Below are 26,061 nucleotides of genomic sequence, written 5' to 3'. Positions count from 1 at the left end.
GCTATTTGGCGTTTTTATATTTTATGTTTTTGATTAAAAGGTAAATCATGACAAGAATTTTCGCCATTGGCGACATTCACGGCAGTAGGGTTGCCCTAGCCACGCTGATAGACGGCATACAGCCGACCCTTGACGACACATTGATATTTTTGGGCGATTATGTCAATCGTGGCGATGACAGCAAAGGCGTGCTGGATATATTAATGGATTTGCCCAACAAATGCCAAACGGTCTTTATCATGGGTAATCATGAGCTGATTATGCTGGCAGGGTTAAAATACAAAGATGATTTTGAATTTTGGCTAAAAGTCGGTGGCGATAAAACCTTGCAATCTTTTTGTTTAATGCCCATGCGATCAGAGTGTTTACATTTGCCATTTAATTATGTGGGTTTTTTAAATAACACCGTGGATTATCATGAAACGGACGATTTTATCTTTTGTCATGCGTCCATTCACCCATATTTGCCAATGGACAAACAAAATGATTATGCCCTACGCTGGCGTAAATTGGAAAGCGACCATGTCGGTCATGTCTCGGGCAAAACCGTGATTTGCGGGCATACCGAACAGCGAGACGGACAGGTGTTATTTCAAAACGGTATTATTTGCATTGACACATGGGCATATGGGGACGGTTGTCTGACAGCAATAGAAGTAAATGGCAAAAAGCTCTATCAAGCGGATAATGACGGTGATTTTTATATCACAGACGTAAGCAATTTCTTTTAATTAACTTGTATTGATTTAAATAAATTAACTTATTTAAAAAGTGAATTTGTCTTTTTGTTATTTGTCCTAATTTAATTATAAAATTTTTAAAAAATCAAATCATGACCACACCAGCCTTAAAAATAACCAACCTTAAAAAAACCTACCCCAATGGCTTTACCGCCCTAAAAGGCGTGGATTTGACCGTGCCACAGGGCAAATTTTTTGCCTTGCTTGGGGCAAATGGGGCGGGTAAATCCACGATGATTGGTATCATCAGCTCCTTATTTCCCCAAACAGACGGCACGGTGGAGATTTTTGGTGTGGATTTACACAAAAATCCAAGCCTTGCCAAATCTCATTTGGGCGTTGTCCCCCAAGAATTTAACTTTAACCAATTTGAAAAATGCTTGGATATTCTTATCATTCAAGCGGGTTATTATGGCATAAAAAAGAAAGACGCTCTGCCACGAGCCGAATTTTTATTAAAAGAATTGGGACTGTGGGATAAGAAAGATACCAAGGCTCGTTCGCTCTCTGGCGGTATGAAACGCCGTCTGATGATTGCCCGTGCCTTAATGCACCGCCCTAGGCTTTTGATATTAGACGAGCCGACCGCAGGGGTGGATATTGAATTACGCCGTTCTATGTGGGATTTTATGGAGCGTATCAATAAAGACGAAGGCACAAGTATTATTTTGACGACCCATTATTTAGAAGAAGCCGAACAGTTATGTAAATATATCGCCATATTAAATCATGGCGAGATTTTAATTAACACTGAGATGAAATCATTGCTTACGCAGTTATCCTTAGAAACCTTTGTCTTTGATTTAAAAGATGAATTAAAAAATGCACCAGCTCTTAATAATATCAGCCATATTCATTTAGTGGATAATAAAACCTTAGAAATCACATTAAATAAAACCCAACATTTAAATGATGTATTTACCCAATTAAATCATCTAAATATCCAAATTGTCAGCATGAGAAATAAAGCCAACCGCCTAGAAGAATTATTTATGGGTGTGGTGGATAGCCATTTTCATAAAGGCAAGATGAAAGGTGAGAATAAATTAAATAATGGGGAAAATTATGAATAATCAATTAACCGCTTTTAATACCCTATTATTTAAAGAAATCAAACGCATTGTTCGTATTTGGCCCCAAACCTTATTACCGCCTGTTATTACCATGACGCTGTATTTTGTGATATTCGGGCAAATGATTGGCTCTCGTGTCGGAGAAATGGGCGGGGTGAGCTATATGCAGTTTATCGTGCCAGGTCTCATTATGATGTCGGTCATTACCAACAGTTATTCTAATGTCGTATCATCATTTTTTAGCACCAAATTTCATGGCAGTATTGATGAAATGCTCGTCTCTCCCATATCCAAGCACGCCATATTATTGGGCTATGTGGGCGGTGGCGTATTTCGTGGGCTTGCCATTGCCTTGATTGTGAGTATTGTGGCGTTATTTTTTACTAAATTAACGATTAGCAGTTTGCCAATCATGCTGATTACCATTATTGGCACGTCCGTATTATTTTCATTGGGCGGATTTATCAATGCGGTATTTGCTCGCTCGTTTGATGATATTTCTATTGTGCCAAGTTTTATTTTAACGCCTTTGACTTATTTGGGTGGGGTGTTTTATTCCTTAGAAAACTTATCGCCATTTTGGCAAAATTTATCCCTACTAAATCCCATTGTTTATATGGTCAATGCCTTTCGTTATGGCATATTGGGGCATTCTGATGTGAATGTCGGTTATTCGTTATTGGCGATTTTGGTATTTTGTGCGGTGTTTTATGGCGTGGCATATAAAATATTAAAAGACGGTAAAAGAATTCGGCTTTCTTAGTTTAATAAACTTCCTGTAAAACTAGTTTTCCGTTCGCCCTGAGCTTGTCGAAGGGTGGCGGAAAACCGTCATGGTTCGACAGGCTCACCACGAACGGTTTTCCTTAATTTGGGGTTTTGCAGGAAGTCTAATATAAATCAAATAAAAAAGGTAAAATATGAGCATTCACGGCGTACTGGGCGAAAGCACCACCTATTCAAAAACTTATGACCCCACTATTTTATATCCCATTTCTCGGCAAATCGGACGAGATGAGATTTTAAAAGACGTGGGATTTGATTTTAATAATTACCATGACGAATTTAAAAAAGGCGTGGATATTTGGCAAGCCTTTGAATTGTCATGGCTAAATCCGATTGGTATTTCACAAGTGGCAATGGCTCGTTTTGCCATTCCTGCCAATTCGCCAAATATCGTAGAATCCAAATCATTAAAGCTCTATCTGAATAGCCTAAACTTTACTAAATTTAGCAGTATTGATGAATTAAAAATCACGCTACAAAAAGATTTATCCGCTTGTGTTGGTGCGAATGTGGACGTTGAGATTATTGATTTAAATAGCGATGAATTAGCTATCGTAAAACCTATTGGCATTTGTATTGATGATGTATTAAATCATTTATCTGATGAAGTCATTTTAAGCGATGATATTGATAGCAAGTTTTTAAAAAATGCCAAAAAAGGCGAATTAAAAGCCTATCAATTTTATAGCAATCTTTTACGTTCAAATTGCCCTGTTACCAATCAGCCTGACTGGGGGACGGTGCAAATTGAGATGACAAGCGAATACGCATTGGATTTTGGCGAATTTTTAAAATACATTTTGTCATTTAGACAGCATAACGGCTTTCATGAGCAATGCGTGGAGCGGATATTTGCCGATATGATGATGTATTTTAAGCCGACCTCTTTAAAAGTGTTGGCGAATTATACAAGACGTGGTGGGATTGACATTAACCCTGTACGGGTATTTAATGCGGATAAGGGGCGGATTAGACGGCTTATTCGTCAATAAAATAAAAGTAAAAAATAAACCCTGTAATGACAGGGTTTATTTATTAGGGTGTGCCTATCTTTTGTATTTGCAATGAAAAATGAGAAAAATCGCACGTTTTTCAAGGAAAAAACTTGCTTGATAGTTATTCTATCAAGCAAGTTTTTGACGAAGAAAAACAAGATTTAGCCATTTTTCATGCAAAAACGGTTAATTTATCTCTAAAATATTTCTGAATTGCAAATAGTGTTATAAAGGGTAGGCATGCCCTAATCAACCAATCCCACGAGCCTTTAACAGAGCATCGTTTTGGGGTTTGCGACCCATAAACTGCTCAAACAGCTTCATCGGCTCATCCGCACCGCCTTGGGATAAAATGGCATTGACAAAATCTTGCCCTGTTTGTCGTTTAAGCAGTCCTTCTTTGTCAAAGCGAGTAAAGGCATCGCTTGCCAGCACTTCCGACCACAGATAGCTATAATACCCTGCCGAATAACCGCCTGAAAAAATATGGTTAAAACTGTGAGCCATCCGCACCCAGTCAGGTTCACCGAGTACCGAGACGTTTTGGCGGATGTCATCACGCAGACGAGAAAGTGTTTTTTTGTCGCCTTGCTTATGCTCAACGTGCAAACGAAAATCAAATAGGGCGTACTCTAACTGACGGACGATAGAAGTCGCCGATAGGTAGTTTTTGGCGGTTTGCATTTTTTGAACCATGTCCATAGGAATAGGTTCGCCTGTCTCATAATGAGCCGAGATAAGGGCAAGCACGTCTTTATCCCATGTCCAGTTTTCTAGCATTTGGCTTGGGAACTCCACGGCATCTCTTGGCACACGAGTACCCGACAGGGCAAGCACGTCCACCTGTGTGAGCATGTGATGTAAGCCATGCCCAAACTCATGAAACAGCGTTTCTACTTCGCTATGTAGTAGCAAGGCAGGTTTGTCGCTGGTTGCTCCGCCAAAGTTGCACACGAGCATGGAGACAGGTTTTTGGGTGTCGCCAGTGGATTTTTTAAAATGCCCAATCGCTGTGCTATGCCACGCACCGCCACGCTTGTTTTCACGAGCAAATAAATCCAGATAAAATGATGCGATGTGTTTGCCGTCTTGATACAGCTCAAAAAAGCGAGTGTCGGGGTGGGGCAAGGACACGCCTGTTTTTTCACGCACGTCCACGCCAAACAGACGGCGAGTTACTTCAAACATGCCGTTTAACACTTTATCCACAGGGAAATACACCCGCAGGGCTTCTTTGTCAATGTTATAAAGTGCTTGCTTTTGTTTTTCAGACAAATAAGCAAAATCCCACGGCTCAATCTTATCATCTTGACCCAATACACCAATATCACGTCCGTATTTTTGTAAGTCCTGCATTTGTTTTTTGGCGGTGGGGCGAGTTTTGGCAAGCAAATCTTTTAAAAAGCCCAATACTTCATCGGTGTCTTTTGCCATGCGTTTGGCAAGCACATATTGGGCGTAGTTTTTGTAGCCAAGTAGCTGGGCAAGCTCCAACCGCAAATCAATAAGTTCGTTGATGATGGGGGTGTTGTCCCATTTGCCTGCATTTTGACCTTTGTCGGATGCACGAGTGCGATAGGCTTCGTACATTTGCTTGCGTAGCTCTCTGTCATCAGCATAGGTGGTGATTGCCAGATAGCTTGGCACGTCTAGTCCAAAACGGTAGCCCGTTTTGTCTTTGGATTTGGCGGATTGTTCTGCTTTTTGTAGGGCGATGTCGCTAAGTCCTGATAGTTTGGCTTTGTCGTCAATGACAAGCTCCCAGCCCATGTCGGCATCTAGTACGTTGTTGCTAAATTGGGTAGATAGTTCGGACAAGCGAGCAACCACTTGGGTATAGCGTTTGGCTTTGTCGCCTGTCAATGCCACGCCTGATAGTTTAAAATCCAGCAAGGCATCGTTTATCGCTTTTTGTTGGGCTTGGGTGTAGGTTTTGAACTCATCGCTTTTGGCAAGTTTTTTAAAGCCTTCATATAAAGGGCGATACATACCAAACCACGACTCATAGTCGCTTGTGCTTTTGGTGATGTCCTGATATACCGCTCGCAGGGCATCTGAGTTTTTGACCGAATGCAGATGAGCGACCACGCCCCACACACGGTCTAGTTTGTTTTGGGCATCTTCTATCGGGGCGTAGAAGTTGTCCCATGTGATACTTTTTTGGGCACAGACACGCTTGACCACGTCTTTGTTGTGTTTTAATAAAAAGTCAATGGCAGGCGTGATGTGCGAAATCTCAACCGCCCCAAAGTTGGGCAAGCCGTCAAAGTGTAGTAGGGGATTGTCTTGTAAAGTGGTGGGCAAATCTAAGGGTAGGGGGTGTGCCATGCCAAATTTGGGTAGGCTCATGGCAAGAGCGGTTCCTAAGCTAAGTTGTAAAAATTGACGGCGTTCCATGATGTCTCCTGATAAAAAAACTTTATCTTACGCAAAGTGATTTAAAAAATCAAGAGCTGTTATGGATAAACATGAATGAAAAAAAGACAAACCACACGGCTTGTCTTTTTAAAAGTTAAAGCAAAAAATCAAAACTTCGCAAGCACTTCATCAAGCCCCAACAGCTCCTTATCATCACACCCACGCTTGGCGTATTCGTATTTGCCCTCAGCAAGGTTACGCTCGGACACGACAATGCGGTGTGGGATACCAATAAGCTCCAAATCGGCAAATTTCACGCCCGCCCGCTCGTCTCTGTCGTCTAATAGGACGTTTACGCCTTTGTCTTTTAGGGTGTTGTACAGCTCGTCTGCTTTGGCTTCTGCCGAGCCGTCTTTGGATTTCATGGGGACGACCGCCACATAGAATGGGGCGATGTTGTCGGCAGGGTCTGGCGTGTCCGCCCACAAAATGCCCTTATCATCGTGGTTTTGTTCTAGGCTTGCCGAGATGATACGGCTCACGCCAATGCCATAACAGCCCATCATGAGCGTAACAGGCTTGCCTTCTTTACCAAGGACGGCACAGTTTAGGGCGTGCGAGTATTTATCGCCAAGCTGAAAGATGTGTCCGACTTCAATGCCACGCTTGATTTGTAGCACGCCTTTGCCGTCAGGGCTTGGGTCGCCGTCCACCACGTTGCGAATGTCGGCAACGTCTGCATAGACTGCATCACGCTCCCAGTTCATGCCTGTGGTGTGTTTGTCTGCCACATTTGCCCCACTCACAAAATCCGCCATGACGGACGCACTTCTATCAGCGATGACAGGTATGCCATATTTTGCCAAGTCCACGCTGATATAGCCTTTGATGAGACCTGCTTCTTTCATCTCATCTTCGCTTGCCATTTCTAGCGGTGCTTTGATTTGGGGCAACTTCTCCGCTTTTAGCTCGTTTAGGGTGTGGTCGCCACGCAGGACAAGGGCGACAAGTTTTGGCATATCGGGCGTGTCTTCTGAATACGAGCCTTTGACGATGAGCGTTTTTACCGTGCGTGATAGCTCAATGCCCAAATGCTCTGCCACTTCTTCACAAGTGGGCATATTTGGCGTATCTACGTCCGTGCGTGGCTCACTTGGGGACTGGCGTGTGGCGGTGCAGACGGCTTCGGCAAGCTCTACGTTGGCTGAATAATCCGACTCGGTGCTAAATGCGATGTCGTCTTCTCCGCTGTCGGCTAGGACGTGAAATTCATGACTGGCAAATCCGCCAATAGACCCCGTGTCCGCTTGCACCGCCCTAAAATCAAGCCCCAAACGGGTAAAAATGCGAGTGTAGGCTTCATAAAAGTCTTGATAAGTCTTGGCAAGGCTGTCTTTATCAATATGAAAAGAATAGGCGTCTTTCATGGTAAATTCCCTTGCTCTCATCACCCCAAAACGTGGGCGAATCTCATCACGGAATTTGGTTTGGATTTGATAATAAGTGGCAGGGAGCTGTTTGTAGCTTTTTAATTCGCCACGAGCGATGTCGGTGATGACTTCTTCGTGGGTAGGTCCTAGCACAAAATCACGGCTATGGCGGTCTTTAAAGCGAAGTAGCTCCGCCCCATAATCTTCCCAACGCCCACTCTCTTGCCACAGTTCGCCAGGTTGGGTGACGGGCATAAGTAGCTCTTGGGCACTGATGCGTTCCATCTCTTCACGGACGATTTTTTCCACTCGTTTTAGCACACGCAAGCCTGTTGGCATCCACACATACAAGCCTGAGGCAAGTTTGCGAATGAGTCCTGCTTTTATCATAAGCTGGGCAGAGATGATGTCGGCATCGCTTGGGGTGTTGCGAAGGGTGGCTAGGGTGAATTGACTGGCTTTCATAAAATTCTCGCTGATTGGTGTTTGGTATTGTGGATTGTCATGCTTTGGGCAGATTTGTAGGGGTAAATCACATTTGCCCTGTAAACGCATTGATTTTTTGAGCGAATACATTGCTCTTACGCATCCAAATTTTTTACAATATCTCTTGGTTAAACAATCCCAAATCTTAAATTTAGTAAAAACGTATTATATTAAAGTAAACTTTGGTAACTGTGCAAGTCTTTTTATAAAAATTTTAAAAATTTATTCCCATAAAGTGCTATGATGATCCAACTTATCAATCTTTCTCTTTCATTTTACTCCATCCAATCTTAAGGAGACACATGAGCATATCAACCCCAAAATCCAAAAAAGCCAATAAATTCACCCTATTTTGTATCGTGGCGGTCATGGCAATGATTGCATTTTTGGCAGTTTTTTGGACGTTAAAATTGACCGAAGAGCCTGCCGTATCCGCCATTAGCCGAGACGGTGTTGTTACCGAAATCCAAAAAATGGCTCGCCTAAATACCGTTGCTTTTGGCGTGGACACGGTCATCACTGCCCAAAAAGAAGGCAATTGGTACAAGCTATGGCAGGACGAACAAAAGGGGCTGTTTGTTGCTCGTGGGCGGGTTTTGGCAGGCGTGGATTTGGGTAAAATCACGGCGGACAACGTGCAAGTTACCTTTGACCCCCAGACCGACCCAAAAGTCGCCCCACACGCCAACATCACGGTAATACTCCCGCCATCGCAGGTGTTTGAGGTGTTCCTTGATGACATACAGGTCTATGACTGGAAAACAGGGCTGTTTGGCGTGGTGGATAACGACCCTGAGATTTTAAATCAAGCCCAAACATCCGCCAAAGCCGAAGTACTAAAAAAAGCGTGCCAAGGCGACATCATGACCCTTGCCACCGATAACGCCACCGAACAAATCAAGGGCTTATTTGCCTTGACAGGGGCGACTGTGGTGGTCAATGGCGATGTGGGGGCGTGTCGAATTTAAATAAATGTTATTAATGCATGACATTTAAAATGTTAAATAATAACATTTCATCAAATTGATAAAATGGATAAATGTGTCCATAAAATCATCAATTTGCCCAAATAATACACAAAACATACTTAATTTATACCCATAATATTTTTATGGGTATAAAAATATTGCTCAATGGTAAAATATTTTTACTGTTTGGTATAGCCGTAAACCAAATTATGTTATAAAATATAATCAGCAAATTAACAACCTAAATTTGCTGTTTTATCTCTGTTATTATTTAAAATTAATGTTTTGGCGTGATATCATGTCAAAATAGCCGTTAAATGTGCCTGATTTTGGTAATTTATTGATTAAAATTAATTTTTTATCAAATGCTAATCAATAGCGATAACGAATTTTTGATAAATTTTATAACTTATCGATAATTACTCTCATTTGTATCATGAAGCGACATCATTTTAAATAAAAAATAAAGCACTCATTCTAACTGCCATACCAAATTTTTTAACATGATATTAGATAATGGTATTTTATTAAATTTTAAAATTTTCTGACCGAATTTTTAAAATTTTATTTAAAATCAACAATTATCACCAATGGTCGTATTAATTAAATGTGATATTGGGATAAAAGAAAAACATAAATCAAATATTGATTTATGGTGTATCGGGTTACTTATAAAATTAAGCAGATATTTTCTTTATCAAAAAATATCAGGACAATGGCGTTAGGCAATTTAGACTAATAATCTCCAAGCAATTGCTTTGGTTGAGAGTAAATCATGACGAGTACTGATAGCAAAAATACGATGCGTATTGCCATGGTTGGTATCAGCCCTGCCGACCAAATTACTTTTAAGGGTTATCTGCGTGTTTTATTACGCTTGGATGTGGATTTGGATTGGGTATCTGCTCAGGTTGATGATGTGGATTTATATGTCATCAATCAAGATTTTAAACATTCTGCCAGCGTACAAAAACTAATAGAATTGCACCCACGCACACCCATCTTATACGTCAGTCGCAACCTGACAGGTGATGGTGGTATCGTTGGCGACTCACTGGTATTACCCCTAAAACAAATCAATGCCTTAAATGACTGGCTTCATGAAAAAGTGGATGTATTAAAGGGTCTGCCTTATCAAAAATCAAGCACGTCTGGTAAGCCTGACAAAACAAGCACCCAAACCAATCAGGAGAATCAAACCAGCCAGTCAGCCCAAACTGCTTACACAGCACAATCGCCACAGTCTACCACATCAAAGTTAGATGACATGATAGACTTGATTAAGACGTTGCACGCTCGCCCCAAATCGCTGTTTGAGCTGACCCAAGATGGAGAGGTGTTGGCTGTTATTGATGGGGTGCGCCAGCTGGTATGGCTAAAAAGTGCCAAAGTGGCAGACATGACGACATGGCGACTGCGTGTGTATGGCGGTGTGGCAGGCGAGCCTAAGCAAGCCATAGACATGAATCAGTGGCTGTATCAGATGGCATGGGCGAATGCTGAGATGTTATTACCACTCATCGATGGCAATGCCCGCTATCAGCTTCGTTCATGGGCAAAGCCTGATAATAATGCCGACAGACGCATTATCTTGCGGACAATGGTTGCCTTAGAAGATACAGCACGCACGGTAGATGAGATTGTGGCACGCACGGGACTAGGTCGTCCTATCGTCCAAAAAGTGATTGTCTCGCTACTGCTTTCTCAGCATTTGATGGATGATAACTACCAAAACGTGAATGCGACCATCATGCAGACATCGACCGTGGCACCAGTGACAGTCACAGCTCCTACACCTGTGAGCGAGCCTGAACCAAGACCTGAGCCAAAAACCGCCGAACAACAAGAGAAAATCGGTTTCTTGTCACGTCTGCGTCGTAAACTGGGGTTGTGATGACATGTCCTAATTGCAATGTTTGTATTTTTATCATACAATAAATTTATCATTATTTACATTTTCATGTTATTTATATTTAATATAGTTATTTAGGTAGCACTTATGCAACGTCTTAAAATCGTATTTAGTGGCCCTATGGGTGCAGGTAAGACCCAAGCCATCTCTAGTCTCTCTGACATTCCTGTGGTCTCAACCGAGGTCATGAATACCGACCTTGATACCAACGCCAAGCTTTTGACTACAGTCGGCATGGACTATGGCGAGCTGACCATTGATGGCGGGGCAAGCATCGGTCTGTACGGCACCCCGGGGCAGGAGCGTTTTAACTTCATCTGGCCCATCCTATCCCAAGGTGCTTTGGGCGTGGTGATTTTGATTGATCATTCGGCGCCTGATCCTGTGGCGGATTTAGCACACTATTTAAAGACCTTTGATGGCATTTATGATGGTCGTATCGTGCTGGGTATCAGTCAAGTGGACAAAATGCCCGAGCGTGAATTCTCCATTTATCGTGATTATCTAGCGAGCATTGGGCGTAACTTACCACTATTCCCTGTGGACATGCGTAAACGTGAAGATGTCTTGTTGCTCGTTGAGAGTATCATCGCTAGCCTAGAACAGTCTTGATGTATTTGGGTATTCCCACTTTATTTATAAATAAAAAATTAGGAGAAAATCGATGAGCCTTAGTCCTTTTAAATTGGATTCTAATCGTGTCAAGCCTGCTGAGCAATTTGTGGCACTTTCAAAAGAAGTGCTTCATGAGTTGGTGCATTCTACCACAGGCGTAGATGGTGTATTACTGGCATCGACCGATGGTTTTGAAGTATCATCTATCTTTCAAAAAAACTATGATGGCAATAAACTCTCAGCAGTCGGTTCATCCATCTTGGCACTGGTACAAGCCTTAACTGCCGAGGCTCAGCTGACTGGGTGTCGTTCGGTGATTTTGGATGCTGAAAATGGCAAAATTATGATTAGTGCGGTGCCAAATGTCAATCAGCCCATGATTTTGATTGTGGTTACCAAACAGCAGGTTCTGCTCGGGCAAATCATGCACGCCATGAATAAGACAACTGCTCGCTTGGTAGAGCTCGATGGTCAATATCACGGTAAATAATATATCTCGTTCCCAAGTTTATATAAGCAGTTGATTTATTAAGGCACGTTGAACATTTATAACGCAATTTAAAATTTAGAAATATTGTAGAAATAAATAATGTTTTTGCATAGAATAGAAATGGCTAAATCTTGTTTTTCATTATCAAAAACTTGATTGATGGAATGACTATCAATCTGTATTCTTCCTTGAAAAACGTGCGATTTTCTCATTTTTCATTGCAAATACAAAAGTTCAATACCCCTTAATATGTTTTTAGATTAGTATGATTTTTTCTTTATTAGATTGTAAAGGTGTTTGTAATGAAGTTAACTTATTTGTGGTTACTAGTAAGTGCAGTCTTGTTGGGGGCTTGCTCAAATTCAATGAATCAGGTGCAGATGAGCAATTATCCGCAATCAACCGTGGGTCTGACAATCAGCAATACTCAAAACTCTTTCTTTAAAGCTTTTTATGAGGCTTATGAAGTAGAGGTAAAAAACCAGCCTTCAGTGACAGCATTTTTGAATAACGCCAATGACAATCAAGATGTGCAAAATCAGCAGATTGAAGAAATGATTAGTCAAGGTGCAAAAGCGTTAGTGATAAATTTGGCTGATGTCAATCAAGGCGGAGCTATTATTGGCAAGTATTGTAATCAAGTGGCATTGGTTTTCTTTAACCGCAATCCAGGGGATAAGGCACTTGCCAAATGCCAGAATGCCTACTTTGTGGATGGTGATGCCACGCAGGCAGGTGTTTTGCAAGGATTGAAAGTACTTGAGTTGTGGAAAGAAAATCCTGATTGGGATAAAAATAAAGATGGCAAGATTCAGTTTGCTATGTTGGAGGGTTTGGTTGGGCATGCAGGAGCTCAGGCTCGCACCAAGTGGGCAATCAGCACCATGGAAAGTTATCCCGAACTAGGCATTCCAGTTGAATCTGTGTTTCATGAACACGCCATGTTTAACAAAGAAATAGCTAAGGAAACCGTTTCTCGGTGGGCGTTAAGTCCTGCTTTTGGGCGTGTGGAGATAATATTGGCAAATAATGATGCTATGGCATTGGGGGCTTCTGGAGCCTTGTCAGAAAGGCAGATAAATCTACCTATTTTTGGCATTGATGCAACAAGCGAGGCTTTGGATGCTATTAAGGCGGATCGCATGACAGCAACCGTGCTCAATGACGCAACAAATCAGGCAAAGGTGGCATTACGGTTGGCATCGAATCTAGCAGCAGATGTGAGTCCTTTAAATGGCATTGATTATCGCATGGAATATAGGGTAATCCAAGTGCCTTACCAAGAAGTTCAGTAGGAGGAAATCATGTCTCAAGATACCATATTAGCGTCTCAAAAATTAGGTGTTGCCAAGTATCGATCCTTGGTTTTGCTGTCAGTGGCTTTTTTTGCACTTGTCATCATTTTGTCGGGTTATACCTTCTTTATGTCACAAAGAATTGCAGATGCGACAAAAGAATTGGAGCTTTCTGCCCAACAAACGGTTTTGGTTCAACGTTTGGCTAGAAACTTGTTGGATTTAAATCTGCATTTGCAAACCGCACAAGCACAAAGTGTTGCCCAACAAGACCAACAATTATCTGTGGTTCAAGATAATATTCCTGTTGAGTTGTTGTCACAAACAGCCATTTATCAGCTTGATGCATTAAAAGCAGAGACCCAAGAATTTACTCAGGTTTTGACAGCATTAAAATCAGGAGGTACAGTTACAGATGCCTTAGGTCAAGAAGTGACAGTCAAGGCAATAGATTCTGCTTATTTGCAAAAAGTTTTGACGGATATTGAGGTAATTTGGACGCCATATTTGGGTTTACTAGATAGTTTTGCTAAGGAATCAAAAAATGGTGTTATTGCAAAGCAAACCAGTGATTATTTGGTGGATTATACTCGGTTGTATAGCAGTGCACTACAAGCGGAGACAGCTGACTTTACCAGCTATCGAAATGGCTTGATTCAAAATAGTGCCAATCAACTTAAAATGGTACAGATTGGTGGCATCTCTCTTGCATTTTTGCTATTCTTGGCTATCATATTTGGTTCGCTTCGTCAGTTGTTGCAAGCGGATGAGAAACTTGCGATAGCTCAACGTCAAACAACCAATATTCTAGGTACGGTACAAGAAGGTCTGTTCTTGATTGATAAAAACTTTGTCATCTCGGATGCTCACTCTAAGAATCTAGAAGTCATCTTGGGGCGTAAGGACATCGCTGGCATCACATTGACCGACTTGTTACAAGGCATGGTGGGGCGTGATGATGTTGAAGCGGCCAAGTTGTTTGTTGAACAGCTCTACAACCCTTGGGTGGTGTCGGATTTGATTGGGGATTTGAATCCACTGCGACAAATCAAAGTAAACGTCACGAACGAGCAGGGCGATACGGTGGTCAAATACCTGTCGTTTAGCTTCTTGCGTGTTCAAGAGAGCGAAAACGACGAAGTCGAAGAAATCTTTGTGAGTGTCGTTGATGTAACCGATTCTGTATTGCTTGAAAAAACTTTGGAGAGTGAAAAAGCTCAGCACGACCGTCAGATTGAGATGATCGGGCATATTCTAAACGTGGACATCAACGTGCTAAATCAGTTTATCAACAACACCTATGAGCGTGTGAGCGAGATGAACGAGATTCTAAGAGTTGAAGGTCAGCTACACAATAAAGCCCAAGCCCTGTTTAGAAAAATGCACAGCCTAAAAGGCGAAGCATCTGCCATTAAGATGGGTAGCTTTGTGCGTCTTGCCGAGCAAGGCGAAGAAAATCTGGCGTTTATCCGTAACCAATCAACGGTATCGGGTCAGGACTTTTTGGGCTTTACGGTCATCCTAAATGAAATTTTGGATTTGAACCAATTTGTAGAGAAATTACTACAACGCATCAGTAGCGTTGCCAAAGAGATTGCCCCAGAGCCTGTGACTACAAGCAATGATGTGGTCGTACAAGAAGATGTCGCCAAGCCTTTTTCATCGAGCGAGCGTGAGCGACTCCATGAATATTTTAGCGACTATGCCGACCAAATCGCCGAACGTCAAGGCAAGAAAGTTAAGGTAAACTTAACAGGCTTTGAAGACATTCACATGACCGAAAAGCTCAAAAAATTCTGCCAAGATGTGGGCATTCAACTGCTCAAAAATGCCATCGTGCATGGCATTGAGACCCCTGATGTGCGTGTACAGGCAGGCAAAAGTGACGTGGGTAAAATCACGTTAATGCTCCTAAAATACGGCAATCAGCTACGCATGAGTATGATTGACGATGGGGCAGGCGTGGATTTGCAAAAACTGCGTCAAAAAGCCGTTGAGATGAATCTCATGAGTGCCGAACAAGCATCAAGCCTGCCCGACAGCCGTCTATATGCTCTCATGTTCCGCTCTGGTGTCTCAACCGCCAATGGTGTGGATGAAGACAGTGGGCGTGGTGTGGGCATGGACATCGTGCGTGAGTGGGTCAAAGAAGTCAATGGTAAGATTAACGTGGAGAGTCAGCCGGGACTGAACACGAAAATCATCATTAACTTTGATGCACTATAACCCAGTTGGCGTGTTACACTTTTGATACGCCCCATAGCCACAACTCATCGGTCGGTGAGTTGTGGATTGATTTTTTATAAAAACACGCCACAAGGGCGTGATATTGTTGATTTTTTAATCTATTGATTTTTGGAGTACATGATGGCTTATCGTCTGATGATTGTTGATGATTCTAATATTATTCGTAACCGCATTGAGCGTTGTTTTGCAGGCAGTGACATTGAGATTGTGGCGACTGCCAATAACGGTGTGGATGCGGTGTTAAAATTTGATGAATTTCGTCCTGATTTTATCACCATGGATTTGACCATGCCACAGATGGATGGGCTTGAATGCATCAAGCGTATCGTGGGCAAAGGAACGGGCGTGAGTATTTTGGTCGTCTCGGCACTCTCTGACCGCATGACAGCACTACAAGCCTTGCAAATCGGGGCAAGGGGCTTTATCTACAAGCCGTTTAATGACGAAGAGCTGATTGCGGGCATGCAACGCTTGATTGAGCTTAGTGCCAAAGCTAAGAAATGAGTAAAAAGAAATAAGTAGCCAGTTGTGAGTATTGGGGTCATTGTCGTCATCGTTGCCGTGCTGTTTGTGCTTGGCAACATCATGGGCTTAAAGCCAAAGATGAGTGAAGTGCGAGTGGGCGACATGCGAATGTTTGCTCGCAAGATAGACTTGCACCCCAAACTGGTTGCCACGCCTGATTGGCTAAGGCAGTACAAAGAGAGCAGGCAAGATAAACAGATAGGCAATCACGGCATGATAGCCCAGTACACCGTCATCGATGACAGCTGGCAGTTGCCTGCCAAACGCCTGCTGTGGACAGGGGGTGACTGGCAAAACGAAGATGGTGTGCCTGTCAGTGTGGGCATGCCCCCCGAGCCACTACTGTCCTATATCCAAGGACTGACCACCAAAGCCAATAGCATAACCATTTACTGGTACGATGAAAAATACGCCAAAAGTTTTGCCATCAAAGACGAGCAAGCGATGGCAATCATGGAGCAGGATTTGCTCGCACTCAAAACTTTTTTGCAAAGCGTGCAAAATATCAATACCCCAAAATCGTCCCACTAAGCGACCACTTGTATATAAAATTGTTAAAATATTTTACCAAACTATTGACAAAATGCCAAAGCCCCCTTATAAAGTGAACATTTTAACATTATAAGACAAATAGGCAACTCATGGCACTTCCCAAAAAACCCAGCACACGCACCAAAAATACCGTCAAAGCCACAAAAGCACCCGCCAAAAAAACGACCAAAACCACCAAGGACGACATGGCGGACACCCCCGTGTCAGGCAAAGGCAAAGCCCTAGTTATCGTGGAATCCCCTGCCAAAGCCAAAACCATTAACAAATATCTAGGCTCGGGCTATATCGTGCGGTCTAGCGTGGGTCATGTGCGTGATTTGCCTGTGTCAGGGACGGGCAAAGCCGAAAAAGCGGACGAGTCGGGACTGTCTCGTGAACAAAAGGCGTATAACGCTCTGGTTCGCCGTATGGGGGTCAATCCTGAGAACGGCTGGCAGGCTCATTATGAGATTTTGCCCAACAAAACCAAAGTCATCAAAGAGTTAAAAGCCCTTGCCAAAGAGGCGGACACCATTTATCTGGCAACGGACTTAGACCGTGAGGGGGAGGCGATTGCGTGGCATTTAAAGGAAGTCATCGGCGGAGCGGACAGCAAATACAGCCGTGTGGTGTTTAACGAGATTACCAAATCCGCCATTACCGAAGCCTTTAAGCACCCCAGTAGCTTAAATTACAACCGTGTAAACGCCCAGCAAGCACGCCGTTTTCTTGACCGTGTGGTTGGTTTTATGGTGTCGCCCCTACTGTGGGCAAAGGTCGCTCGTGGCTTGTCGGCAGGGCGTGTGCAGTCGGTTGCCACTCGCCTTGTCGTAGAAAAAGAGCGTGAGATTCGTGCCTTTACGCCCACCGAATATTGGCAAATTCATGCCGATACATTAAGCAGTTCAAAAGAAAACATTTATCTAGAAGCCGTCCGCCAAAATGGCAAAGAGTTAAGCCTTGCCAATGAGAAAGAAGCTATGGCGGTGGTTGATATTTTAAATAATAACCCCTTTATCGTGTCCGACCGTGAGCAAAAGCCCACCCAGTCCAAGCCGTCCGCTCCCTTTATCACGTCCACCTTACAGCAGTCGGCAAGCACACGCCTTGGCTTTAACGTCAAAAAAACGATGATGCTCGCCCAACGCCTGTACGAAGCAGGCTATATCACTTATATGCGTACCGACAGCACGTTTTTGAGTGCGGACGCTTTATCAAGTGTACGAACGTACATTGAAACCAATTACGGCAGTCAATATTTGCCAAAATCGCCCAACGTCTATGGCAACAAACAAAACGCCCAAGAAGCCCACGAAGCCATTCGTCCGTCTGATGTGGCAGTCTTGTCCGCTCATCTAAAAGACATGGAGCGAGATGCCCAAAGGCTTTATGAGCTGATTTGGCGACAGTTTGTGGCGTGTCAAATGCCCCCTGCCCAGTACCTATCCATGACCTTGACCGTGTCGTCTGGCAATGTGGAATTAAAGGCAAAAGGGCGTGTCATGACCTTTGACGGCTACACCAAAGCCCAGCCCCCTGCCAAAAGCGATGACGTGCTACTGCCTGATGTCAAAGTGGGTGAGAGTTTGGGGGTAAACGAGATTATCCCAAGCCAGCACTTTACCAAACCGCCAGCTCGCTATACCGAAGCCAGCCTTGTCAAAGAGCTTGAAAAACGTGGCATTGGGCGACCGTCTACCTATGCGTCTATCATCTCCACCATTCAAGAGCGTGGCTATGTCCGCACCGAAAACAAACGCCTATTTGCCGAAAAAATGGGCGACATTGTAACCGACCGCTTGACAGGCAGTTTCCCTGATTTAATGGATTACACTTTTACCGCCAATTTGGAAAACAAACTTGACCATGTGGCAGAGGGCGATGTGGATTATAAGGCGGTGCTGGATGAATTTTATGGCGATTTTAAGGGCAAATTAGAAACCGCCAAAGCCAAAGACGGCATGAAACCCAACGACCCCACCGATGTCCCTGATGTGCATTGCGATTTGTGCGGTCGCCCCATGCAGATTCGTACAGGCGGTACGGGCGTGTTTTTGGGCTGTACAGGCTATAACTTACCGCCAAAAGAACGCTGTAAAGGCACAAAAAATCTCATGGCGGTAGAAGCCTTTGCCAATCAGACGGCAGACGATGAGTCGGACGAGATTTTGTCGTTATTAGAAAAAAAGCGTTGCCCAAAATGCCACACGGCAATGGACGGCTATATCGTGGATGGGGGATTAAAGTTGCATGTTTGTGGTAATAACCCCGATTGCGATGGGTATTTGCTAGAAAAAGGCGTGTTTGAAACCCACAAAGGCAATGACGCACCAACCATTGACTGCGACAAATGCGATGGGCAAATGGAGCTAAAAACGGGGCGATTTGGGGCGTATTTTGCTTGCCAAAAATGCGACAACACCCGTAAAGTCCAAAAAGACGGACAACCTGCACCGCCACGCATGACGCCCATTTTAATGCCACATTTACGTTCAGTACGGTTTGATGACCATTATATCTTGCGAGAAGGAGCGGCTGGGCTGTTTTTGGCAGCGAGCAAGTTCCCCAAAATCCGTGAAACTCGTCCGCCCAAAGTGGCAGAATTGCAAGCCATACAAGGCGAGCTTGATCCCAAATTCCACTATCTACTATCCGCCCCCACAGCTGACAATGACGGCAATCCGACTATTTTAAGATGGTCTCGCAAAAATGCCGAGCAATATGTTGGCTCAGAAAAGGACGGTAAGGCGACCAAGTTTGCGTTGGTGTGGAGAGATGGGGCTTGGGTGAGTGAGTGATATGAAAAAGTTGGCGGTACTCATTGATGCAGATAATACATCTCACAAGACCATAGGGCTTGTACTACAAGAGATTGCCAAATATGGCGTGCCAATCGTCAAGCGTGTCTATGGCGATTGGAGTAGCGAGATTAATGAAAACGGCAAGCCAACCAATCGCCTACACGTTTGGCGTGATGTTTCGCTATCGCATGCCATTACACCCATTCAGCAGTTTGCCTACACCAAAGGCAAAGATGCCACGGACATGATGCTGATCATCAATGCCATGGATTTGCTGTATGGCAATCAATTAGATGGCTTTTGTATTATATCAAGCGACAGCGATTTTACTCCGCTTGCCAGTCGTATTCGTGAAAGTGGCTTGACGGTTTATGGATTTGGCAAAACCCAAACACCAAGTGCTTTTATCAATGCGTGCGACAAATTTATTTATATAGAAAATCTAACTCAAAACTATGTGGAAAATGATACCAATGAAATACTTGATAATAAGGAAAATTCATCACTACTGATGAAAAAAATAAAACAGCAGACAACGCAAATACACCGCCAAAAGACAGCACTAAACAATCGTCTAGTGATATTAATCAAAAACCAACAACCATGCCTAATCAACAAGTTGAGGTAGACGAGCCAACTTTGCAACTTATTTATAAATCCATCAAAGATGTTGCGGATGATGATGGTTGGGCAAATTTATCTACGCTAGGCAATCACTTGGCAACCATTAAGCCTGATTTTGATACAAGAACTTATAGGCGTGCCAAACTATCAGGATTATTGCAGGCATTAGATTTGTTTGAGATAAAACTAGAAGGTTCACAAAAATTTGTAAGAGACTTCTTTCCAAACCCTGATTTTTGTAGATTTTTAAAAACTTCAACCCTAATACTTACAAGGGTTTATTTTTAGTTTGGAAAGAGATTTAAGGAAAAAACCCAGTTTCGCCAAGGTGCTAAAAATCGTTCATGATGTGATAATAGATTATCGTGGTTTAAATGAGTGGACTTCTATCAATCTTTTAGCAATTGAGATTGCTAAAAGAAACCCAGATTTGAATCCTAGAATTTTTGGCTATCAAAATATTCAAGAAATTATCAAAGCCATCGACAGTAAATATTTTGAATTAGATACAGATAAAACACAAATTAAACTGCTATCAATAAAAGAGAAATAATTGCAACAATATTACCTTGTATTTTATCCAATTTTTGCGTACAATGGTTGAATTAATTTTTAATTTTTAATTTTCTTTTTTATTTTAACCACGCTTCTAAGGAGCTGTCATGAAAAAACTTGCATTAGTACTAACGGCTGTTGCTCTTGCACTAACAGGCTGTAACAACGCCAAAACACTTAACCAAACTGCCACATCAGCGGTTGTTTTGCCAGATTATCAACCATTTTCCAAGGTTTTCTCGTGTGAGAACGGCATGACCCCATCTTTATACTATCCCAATGACAACCAAGTTGAACTGACCTTGCAAGGTGCGACCACTACTCTAAATGCTGCAACGAGAGGGTCAGGCTCACGTTACGTCTCAAATACTGGCATCTTCGGTCATGGTGGCGAATGGCATGAAAAAGGCGACATGGCAATATTTAGTTATCCAGGCGTACACGGCACAGCTGAGGTAAGCTGTACTGCACAATAAGGCACGCCCTAAGTTGTAAGATACCAACACAAAACACCGCTCGTTCGGTGTTTTGTTTTATCATTTGTTTTGTTTTATCATTTGTTTTATTTTATTATTGATGAATAACGCTTTTTAAATCAGGAAAAATCATGACAAAGTTATTGCGTTTGGTGAGTTTTTTGGAGGGGGTATCCTTCATCCTGCTTTTGGGGATTGCCATGCCTTTAAAGTACATGATGGGCAAGCCATTTTTGGTATTATATGCAGGCATGTTCCATGGGGTGATGTTTGTGTTGTTTATTGTGCTGCTACTTTTGGCGTGTCAGGTAAAGGGCTGGTCATTAAAAGTTTTTGTCATCGGACTTGTGGCTTCTGTTTTGCCATTTGTTCCATTTTGGTTTGAAAGATACATTCATAAGCTAGAACTGGCAGATGCCAAACTGCTAGATGCGACACAGATGAGTAAAAAGCCCTGATGAGATTCAGGGCTTACAATATGGCGGTGACGGAGAGATTCGAACTCTCGATACGCTATTAACGTATACACACTTTCCAGGCGTGCGCTTTCAACCGCTCAGCCACGTCACCAATACCTAACAATTATAACAGGATTTTTTAGTTTTGTCATCTTTTTTATTCGTTATTGGACAAGATTTAAGAATTTAAGATGAAAAAATGCCCATCGCCAACTTGTTAATTTTATCAAATTAAGATAGAATATCAACCATTTTGATTTAAGAGAAAACCTGTGCCTAGCTTGCCTGATTTTCTAAGCCATATTCTACAAGATAAAAATCCAGACATTCCCATGGCGACCGTTATTGCAGTGGCGGTACATGTCTTTGTGATTTTTGGGGTGAGTTTTAATGCAGATGTGTTGCCCAATGAGATGGCACAAGAAGTGGCGACGGTTTTAAGTGATAATAAAGAGAAAAACAAAGAAGCACGTTTTGTGGCAAATGCCAGTCAAGAGGGTGGCGGAGAGGTGCGTCAGCAGTTACGCCAAGAAACAACCATGATCAGTCCTGATGTCAGTGATGACATGGAGGAGACCCAAGACATTATTAACCTGCAAAAACAAAGCCGTCAAGAGGCCTACCAAGAAAATTATCTACGTACCACACTGTCTGTCCGCTATGTAAACAACCAAAATGACAACAATACCAAAAAAAATCAAAACGATTTGGAGTCCCAAGAAGAACGTATTCGTAAAAAAATTCGTACACTTGAAGCTCAACTGTCTCAAAAACAGCAAGTTTTTTCATCCAAATCCAACATTCACACGGTTAATAGCAATGCAACCACACATGGGGTTGCGGCAGGATATTTGGAAAATTTTCGTCGCCATGTTGAGCGTATCGCCAATCGATATTATCCTAATGAAGCACGTCGCAATAATATCATGGGCGATGTTCGTTTGATGGTGATTATCTCACCCGATGGTTATGTCAAAGCGATTCGTCTGCTTGAATCGTCAGGTTCTGCCATATTAGACGAAGCTGCCAAGCAATCGGTTCGTCAATCTGCTCCTTATGGTCATTTTGATGAAGAGATGGGTAAGCTTAGCGAGATTAGAATCATTCGTACATGGCGATATAGTGATAAAATTGAAGTAACCAATTAACACAATTTTGATAAACTCTAAATTATGACAAAACAAACCCCCGATCCGATTCTTGACGAACTGAAAAATAGTGCCGAACAGTCCGCCGAACGCCTAGAAAGCACCGCATCAAAAACAGGCGAGATGGTGGCGGAGACTACCCGAGAGGTTGTTACGGGTACGACCAAAACCGTAGAGACCGCCAGTGATTATACCCTAGAATTGCTCGGTATTACGGTGGATACTCGCACACTTATCGCCAACTCTGCTGAATTTGCCATCAAAGCCGTGCTTGCCATTATTATCTTTTATGTAGGCAAGTGGATTGGCAAACGCATTGTTAATCTTGCCAAACGTGCCATGGTGCGTAGCTCGATGGACGGCACGGCGGTTAGCTTTTTGGGCAATTTGCTTTATGGAGTCATGCTGGCAGCGGTCATCTTGGCATCCCTAAACCAGCTTGGTATTAGCACCACATCCTTTGTGGCGGTACTTGGTGCCATGACAGTTGCCATCGGTGTGTCCTTAAAAGACCAGGTGTCCAACCTAGCGGCAGGCGTGTTAATTGTGGTGTTTCATCCGTTTCGTCGTGGCGACTATGTGGAAGTGGGCGGGCAGACAGGCACGGTGCAGGAGATTACACTGGTAAATACTCGCATACGCACGCCCAACAACCATGAAGTCATCATCCCTAATGGCGACATCATGACATCAGCAAGTATCAACTATTCATCTCTGCCCAACCGCCGTGTGGAAGTGCCTGTTGGTATCGGTTATGACAGTGACATCAAGACCGCACGCCATCTTATGATACAAGTTGCAGATGAGCATGAATTGGTATTAAAAGACCCCGAACCCATCGTGCGTGTAACGGAACTTGCTGACAGTTCGGTGAATCTTATCATGTATGTATGGACAAATAATAACGACTGGTGGGCGGTGCAATGCGACCTGCTAGAACGCATCAAATATGTCTTTGATGAGGAGAATATCAACATTCCTTTTCCCATTCGCACATTGCAAATCGATGGGCTTGATGACATGTTGATGACCGCCAAAGGTATTGATAGCCATGAAGTCAAGATGAAATAAACAACAAAACAATCCACTTTTATTTGGTTTGTTCATCAATCACACAAACCCAGTCCATAATTTAATAAGCATAAAGCAGAATAAAGACAAATTACAGGTGTTCTATGGGTCATCTGTAATTTGTGATAAAATAACTTGTAACACCACTCATGTCCAGTGATTATCTCGGCTCATCCAAATAACCATCTAAGCAACCATCTACTACAATGGCTATCATCATGACCACCCCAAAATCCGTTCTTTTTGTTTGCCTTGGCAACATTTGCCGAAGCCCGTCTGCCGAAGCCGTCATGACAAAACTTGCCAAAAATCAAGGACTTGCCATTCGTTTTGACTCAGCAGGTACGGCAAATTACCACACAGGCGAACGCCCCGACCCACGAGCGATAGACGTTGGCGGTACGCTTGATTTTGACTTAACTTCTCTTAGAGCAAGACAGCTATCCACGCAGGATTTTTATAAGTTTGACATAATTTTTGCGATGGATAACAACAACTTAGCCAATATCAAAAAGGTGATGCCGTCCGATGCCACCGCCCAAGTTATGCTGTTTGATAAATTTACCAAACAAGAAGTTGCCGACCCATATTATGGCGATGTGAGCGACTTTCGGGCGATGTTTGGGCATATTGAGCGTGTCAGCCGTGCATGGCTAGACCTTTGGCAGGGCGGAAAATAACATGGCTAACATTCTAAATAACCACGACCTATCGCACAACAACACCATGGCACTGTCCTGCACCGCTCGCCATGCGATGATTTTGGATGATATTGACACGCTTGGCGATGACATCACGACCGCCATAGCCTTTGCCAAACGCCATGATTTACCGCTGTTTGTGCTGTCCTACGGCAGTAACGTGATTTTGCCAAGTGTGCTAAACGCCCTTGTCTTATTGCCCAAGATACAAGGCATTGAGATTTTGCAAGAAGATGATGAGCGTATAACCTTGCAAGTCGCTTGCGGAGAAAATTGGCACGATTTTATCAAAACTTGCCTAGACAAGGGCTATTTTGGGCTTGAAAATCTTGCCCTGATTCCGGGGCTTGTGGGGGCGTGTCCTGTACAAAATATCGGAGCCTATGGCGTGCAAGTCTCTGATTTTATTACAAAAGTCATCGCTTACGATTTGACGGACGGTCAAAAATGCGAGTTTGACAACACCGCTTGCAAGTTTGATTATCGCCACAGTTTTTTTAAGGACAATGCAGGGCGGTATTTGATTAGCCATGTGGTATTCACGCTTCACAAAATCCCCAAAACCTTAACCAACTATGGCGATTTGGCAAGTTTGGCACAAGAGCTTGCCAACAAAAACGGACGAGACACCCCCCACCCCATTGACGTATTTCATGCAGTCATTGACATTCGCAACAGCAAACTGCCAAACCCTGCCGTTTTGGCAAATTGTGGCTCGTTTTTTCAAAATCCGATTATCCCCATGAGCGAGTTTACCGCCCTAAAAGAACAATTTGCCGATTTGCCAAGTTATCCTGTCAATGACGATATTATCAAAATCCCCGCAGGGTGGCTCATTGACAAGGCAGGCTTAAAGGGCAAGGGAGTCGCTCCGATTTTGACACACGACAAGCAAGCCCTTGTGCTAACCAACCACGCCCAATACACCGCCACACAAGACGACATTCGCACGGCTCAGGATTTTATCGTGAATGCCGTGCAGGACAAGTTTGGCATAACCTTGGCGCGTGAGCCTGTGTGGGTGGACTGATGAGCATAGGGCGGTGGATTTGGCGGACGGTCAAGACGGCAGTAGTGGTCGGTGGACTGACTGCCGTATCTATTTTTACGCCCATTTTTGCCAATGTGGGGGTATTTGCCCTTGATGTGTTTAGCAAAATTACCCTAGACACCGCCCACAATCCCACCGCCATGACGGTACTGGGGGGCGGACTTACCAAAAAAGATGGCGTGATTGTGCTAAATCATTATAGCCAAAGCCGTGCTGATACTGTCATTACATTGTACGCACAAACGCCCCTGCCCATCATCACAAGCGGAGCTGAGTCGCCGTGGCTACGAGAACACATAAAAACCGTCCACCCCGAAGCGGTCATCGTGAGCGACAACGCCAGCATGAACACCTGCGAGAATGCCACCTTTACCGCCAAACTCATGAGCCATCACGAACTGCCCAAAAGCGTCTATCTCATCACCGACCGCTACCACATGGCACGAGCAAGGCGACAATTTGCAAGGGCTGGCATTGCCACCGCCCCCATCATCGCGCCCCTTGCCATCGCCCCTGATTGGACGGATTGGAGTAATAACTGGGTGCATTCACGGCGGACGATTTATGAGATGGTGGCGTTGGCACGAGACATTTTTCGCCCACAGAACAACTGCCGTACAGCTGATGAGATTAGCTTAGAAGAGATTAGCACGCCCAGACGTGAACCAAAAGTATTTTTCTAGGGTTGAATGCTTTTTAAAAATATTTTTAAAAATTTACAAAAA

Annotated in this window: 23 protein-coding genes, 1 tRNA gene and 1 pseudogene; 22 read left to right on the top strand and 3 right to left on the bottom strand. The window is 43.4% G+C overall.

The features are described 5' to 3' along the window. The first annotated feature begins 47 nt into the window (after positions 1 to 47). The 4 genes from AAHK14_RS00845 (at position 48) to queF (ending at position 3,591) form a co-directional block, all read left to right on the top strand. Positions 48 to 731, top strand: a complete 684-nt coding sequence (locus AAHK14_RS00845; protein WP_065255303.1) for a metallophosphoesterase family protein — start codon at positions 48 to 50, stop codon at positions 729 to 731. Positions 732 to 832: 101 nt separating this feature from the next. After that, on the top strand, positions 833 to 1,813 hold the full coding sequence (locus AAHK14_RS00840) for an ABC transporter ATP-binding protein (RefSeq protein WP_065255302.1): 981 nt from the start codon (positions 833 to 835) through the stop codon (positions 1,811 to 1,813). Beyond that, positions 1,806 to 2,576, top strand: coding sequence for an ABC transporter permease (locus AAHK14_RS00835; protein WP_065255301.1), 771 nt, complete (start codon positions 1,806 to 1,808; stop codon positions 2,574 to 2,576). Before AAHK14_RS00840 ends, AAHK14_RS00835 begins: the two co-directional genes overlap by 8 nt. Positions 2,577 to 2,733: 157 nt before the next feature. Then, the gene (gene queF, locus AAHK14_RS00830; RefSeq protein WP_065255300.1) at positions 2,734 to 3,591 is read left to right on the top strand and encodes an NADPH-dependent 7-cyano-7-deazaguanine reductase QueF; all 858 of its coding nucleotides are present in this window, start codon (positions 2,734 to 2,736) and stop codon (positions 3,589 to 3,591) included. A 252-nt stretch (positions 3,592 to 3,843) separates the two neighbouring features. On the opposite strand, the gene AAHK14_RS00825 is transcribed toward queF, so the two are convergent. Beyond that, positions 3,844 to 5,991, bottom strand: coding sequence for a M3 family metallopeptidase (locus AAHK14_RS00825; protein WP_083141349.1), 2,148 nt, complete (start codon positions 5,989 to 5,991; stop codon positions 3,844 to 3,846). Positions 5,992 to 6,119: 128 nt separating this feature from the next. After that, positions 6,120 to 7,847 carry a proline--tRNA ligase gene (locus AAHK14_RS00820; protein WP_065255544.1) on the bottom strand — a complete coding sequence of 576 codons (1,728 nt, stop codon included), beginning with the start codon at positions 7,845 to 7,847 and terminating at the stop codon, positions 6,120 to 6,122. A 323-nt stretch (positions 7,848 to 8,170) separates the two neighbouring features. Here AAHK14_RS00820 and AAHK14_RS00815 point away from each other — a divergent pair, with 323 nt between their 5' ends. The 13 genes and pseudogenes from AAHK14_RS00815 to AAHK14_RS00755 all read left to right on the top strand — a co-directional run bounded on the left by AAHK14_RS00815 (position 8,171) and on the right by AAHK14_RS00755 (position 21,365). Next, a complete protein-coding gene (locus AAHK14_RS00815; protein ID WP_194092610.1) occupies positions 8,171 to 8,836 on the top strand; it encodes a DUF4230 domain-containing protein in 666 nt (221 codons plus the stop codon). Between the two features lie 775 nt (positions 8,837 to 9,611). Next, positions 9,612 to 10,730 (top strand): hypothetical protein, encoded by a 1,119-nt coding sequence (locus tag AAHK14_RS00810; protein WP_156065035.1) that lies wholly within the window; start codon positions 9,612 to 9,614, stop codon positions 10,728 to 10,730. Between the two features lie 105 nt (positions 10,731 to 10,835). Then, the gene (locus AAHK14_RS00805; RefSeq protein WP_065255490.1) at positions 10,836 to 11,360 is read left to right on the top strand and encodes an ATP/GTP-binding protein; all 525 of its coding nucleotides are present in this window, start codon (positions 10,836 to 10,838) and stop codon (positions 11,358 to 11,360) included. A gap of 52 nt (positions 11,361 to 11,412) precedes the next feature. Next, a complete protein-coding gene (locus AAHK14_RS00800) occupies positions 11,413 to 11,853 on the top strand; it encodes a roadblock/LC7 domain-containing protein (RefSeq protein WP_065255489.1) in 441 nt (146 codons plus the stop codon). A gap of 302 nt (positions 11,854 to 12,155) precedes the next feature. Next, positions 12,156 to 13,148, top strand: a complete 993-nt coding sequence (locus AAHK14_RS00795) for a galactose ABC transporter substrate-binding protein (RefSeq protein WP_194092611.1) — start codon at positions 12,156 to 12,158, stop codon at positions 13,146 to 13,148. A 9-nt stretch (positions 13,149 to 13,157) separates the two neighbouring features. Next, positions 13,158 to 15,374: an ATP-binding protein gene (locus AAHK14_RS00790; protein ID WP_065255488.1), complete on the top strand. Its 2,217-nt coding sequence runs from the start codon at positions 13,158 to 13,160 to the stop codon at positions 15,372 to 15,374. A 141-nt stretch (positions 15,375 to 15,515) separates the two neighbouring features. Further along, positions 15,516 to 15,899, top strand: a complete 384-nt coding sequence (locus tag AAHK14_RS00785) for a response regulator (RefSeq protein ID WP_065255487.1) — start codon at positions 15,516 to 15,518, stop codon at positions 15,897 to 15,899. A 24-nt stretch (positions 15,900 to 15,923) separates the two neighbouring features. Continuing rightward, positions 15,924 to 16,451: a hypothetical protein gene (locus tag AAHK14_RS00780; RefSeq protein ID WP_065255486.1), complete on the top strand. Its 528-nt coding sequence runs from the start codon at positions 15,924 to 15,926 to the stop codon at positions 16,449 to 16,451. Positions 16,452 to 16,657: 206 nt separating this feature from the next. Next, positions 16,658 to 19,249 (top strand): type I DNA topoisomerase, encoded by a 2,592-nt coding sequence (topA, locus tag AAHK14_RS00775; RefSeq protein ID WP_065255543.1) that lies wholly within the window; start codon positions 16,658 to 16,660, stop codon positions 19,247 to 19,249. Position 19,250: 1 nt separating this feature from the next. Continuing rightward, a pseudogene (locus AAHK14_RS00770) lies at positions 19,251 to 20,164 on the top strand (NYN domain-containing protein). A 1-nt stretch (position 20,165) separates the two neighbouring features. Next, positions 20,166 to 20,429: an OST-HTH/LOTUS domain-containing protein gene (locus AAHK14_RS00765; protein ID WP_065255483.1), complete on the top strand. Its 264-nt coding sequence runs from the start codon at positions 20,166 to 20,168 to the stop codon at positions 20,427 to 20,429. Between the two features lie 109 nt (positions 20,430 to 20,538). Then, positions 20,539 to 20,907 (top strand): MliC family protein, encoded by a 369-nt coding sequence (locus AAHK14_RS00760; protein WP_065255482.1) that lies wholly within the window; start codon positions 20,539 to 20,541, stop codon positions 20,905 to 20,907. Positions 20,908 to 21,035: 128 nt separating this feature from the next. After that, complete coding sequence (locus tag AAHK14_RS00755) at positions 21,036 to 21,365, top strand: DUF3817 domain-containing protein (RefSeq protein ID WP_143821921.1); 330 nt, start codon at positions 21,036 to 21,038, stop codon at positions 21,363 to 21,365. Positions 21,366 to 21,386: 21 nt separating this feature from the next. Here AAHK14_RS00755 and AAHK14_RS00750 read toward each other — a convergent pair. Then, positions 21,387 to 21,477 (bottom strand) — tRNA-Ser (locus tag AAHK14_RS00750). A 220-nt stretch (positions 21,478 to 21,697) separates the two neighbouring features. Between AAHK14_RS00750 and AAHK14_RS00745 the strand changes: the two genes are divergently transcribed. From AAHK14_RS00745 to AAHK14_RS00725, 5 genes are all read left to right on the top strand, one after another. Further along, a complete protein-coding gene (locus AAHK14_RS00745; protein ID WP_083108165.1) occupies positions 21,698 to 22,513 on the top strand; it encodes an energy transducer TonB in 816 nt (271 codons plus the stop codon). Between the two features lie 24 nt (positions 22,514 to 22,537). Then, positions 22,538 to 23,584 (top strand): mechanosensitive ion channel domain-containing protein, encoded by a 1,047-nt coding sequence (locus AAHK14_RS00740; RefSeq protein ID WP_083108149.1) that lies wholly within the window; start codon positions 22,538 to 22,540, stop codon positions 23,582 to 23,584. A 218-nt stretch (positions 23,585 to 23,802) separates the two neighbouring features. Further along, entirely contained in the window at positions 23,803 to 24,264 is a 462-nt protein-coding gene (locus tag AAHK14_RS00735) for a low molecular weight protein-tyrosine-phosphatase (RefSeq protein ID WP_065255541.1), read from the top strand. A gap of 1 nt (position 24,265) precedes the next feature. Next, positions 24,266 to 25,315 carry a UDP-N-acetylmuramate dehydrogenase gene (gene murB, locus AAHK14_RS00730; RefSeq protein ID WP_065255480.1) on the top strand — a complete coding sequence of 350 codons (1,050 nt, stop codon included), beginning with the start codon at positions 24,266 to 24,268 and terminating at the stop codon, positions 25,313 to 25,315. Beyond that, positions 25,315 to 26,019: a YdcF family protein gene (locus AAHK14_RS00725; protein ID WP_065255479.1), complete on the top strand. Its 705-nt coding sequence runs from the start codon at positions 25,315 to 25,317 to the stop codon at positions 26,017 to 26,019. The genes murB and AAHK14_RS00725 overlap by 1 nt, the downstream gene beginning before the upstream one ends. Positions 26,020 to 26,061: the final 42 nt, after the last annotated feature.

It is taken from the genome of Moraxella sp. K1664, from assembly GCF_039693965.1.
GTDB lineage: Bacteria > Pseudomonadota > Gammaproteobacteria > Pseudomonadales > Moraxellaceae > Moraxella.
The sequence above is the reverse complement of the archived record's forward strand: the minus strand, read 5'-3'. Positions and strand labels throughout refer to the sequence as shown.

Excerpts from the sequence above, each read along its gene's own strand:
- AAHK14_RS00845 (WP_065255303.1), top strand. The coding sequence starts at position 48 with ATGACAAGAATTTTCGCCATTGGCGACATTCACGGCAGTAGGGTTGCC.
- AAHK14_RS00840 (WP_065255302.1), top strand. The coding sequence starts at position 833 with ATGACCACACCAGCCTTAAAAATAACCAACCTTAAAAAAACCTACCCC.
- AAHK14_RS00835 (WP_065255301.1), top strand. The coding sequence starts at position 1,806 with ATGAATAATCAATTAACCGCTTTTAATACCCTATTATTTAAAGAAATC.
- queF (WP_065255300.1), top strand. The coding sequence starts at position 2,734 with ATGAGCATTCACGGCGTACTGGGCGAAAGCACCACCTATTCAAAAACT.
- AAHK14_RS00825 (WP_083141349.1), bottom strand. The coding sequence starts at position 5,991 with ATGGAACGCCGTCAATTTTTACAACTTAGCTTAGGAACCGCTCTTGCC.
- AAHK14_RS00820 (WP_065255544.1), bottom strand. The coding sequence starts at position 7,847 with ATGAAAGCCAGTCAATTCACCCTAGCCACCCTTCGCAACACCCCAAGC.
- AAHK14_RS00815 (WP_194092610.1), top strand. The coding sequence starts at position 8,171 with ATGAGCATATCAACCCCAAAATCCAAAAAAGCCAATAAATTCACCCTA.
- AAHK14_RS00810 (WP_156065035.1), top strand. The coding sequence starts at position 9,612 with ATGACGAGTACTGATAGCAAAAATACGATGCGTATTGCCATGGTTGGT.
- AAHK14_RS00805 (WP_065255490.1), top strand. The coding sequence starts at position 10,836 with ATGCAACGTCTTAAAATCGTATTTAGTGGCCCTATGGGTGCAGGTAAG.
- AAHK14_RS00800 (WP_065255489.1), top strand. The coding sequence starts at position 11,413 with ATGAGCCTTAGTCCTTTTAAATTGGATTCTAATCGTGTCAAGCCTGCT.
- AAHK14_RS00795 (WP_194092611.1), top strand. The coding sequence starts at position 12,156 with ATGAAGTTAACTTATTTGTGGTTACTAGTAAGTGCAGTCTTGTTGGGG.
- AAHK14_RS00790 (WP_065255488.1), top strand. The coding sequence starts at position 13,158 with ATGTCTCAAGATACCATATTAGCGTCTCAAAAATTAGGTGTTGCCAAG.
- AAHK14_RS00785 (WP_065255487.1), top strand. The coding sequence starts at position 15,516 with ATGGCTTATCGTCTGATGATTGTTGATGATTCTAATATTATTCGTAAC.
- topA (WP_065255543.1), top strand. The coding sequence starts at position 16,658 with ATGGCGGACACCCCCGTGTCAGGCAAAGGCAAAGCCCTAGTTATCGTG.
- AAHK14_RS00760 (WP_065255482.1), top strand. The coding sequence starts at position 20,539 with ATGAAAAAACTTGCATTAGTACTAACGGCTGTTGCTCTTGCACTAACA.
- AAHK14_RS00745 (WP_083108165.1), top strand. The coding sequence starts at position 21,698 with ATGGCGACCGTTATTGCAGTGGCGGTACATGTCTTTGTGATTTTTGGG.
- AAHK14_RS00740 (WP_083108149.1), top strand. The coding sequence starts at position 22,538 with ATGACAAAACAAACCCCCGATCCGATTCTTGACGAACTGAAAAATAGT.
- AAHK14_RS00735 (WP_065255541.1), top strand. The coding sequence starts at position 23,803 with ATGACCACCCCAAAATCCGTTCTTTTTGTTTGCCTTGGCAACATTTGC.
- murB (WP_065255480.1), top strand. The coding sequence starts at position 24,266 with ATGGCTAACATTCTAAATAACCACGACCTATCGCACAACAACACCATG.
- AAHK14_RS00725 (WP_065255479.1), top strand. The coding sequence starts at position 25,315 with ATGAGCATAGGGCGGTGGATTTGGCGGACGGTCAAGACGGCAGTAGTG.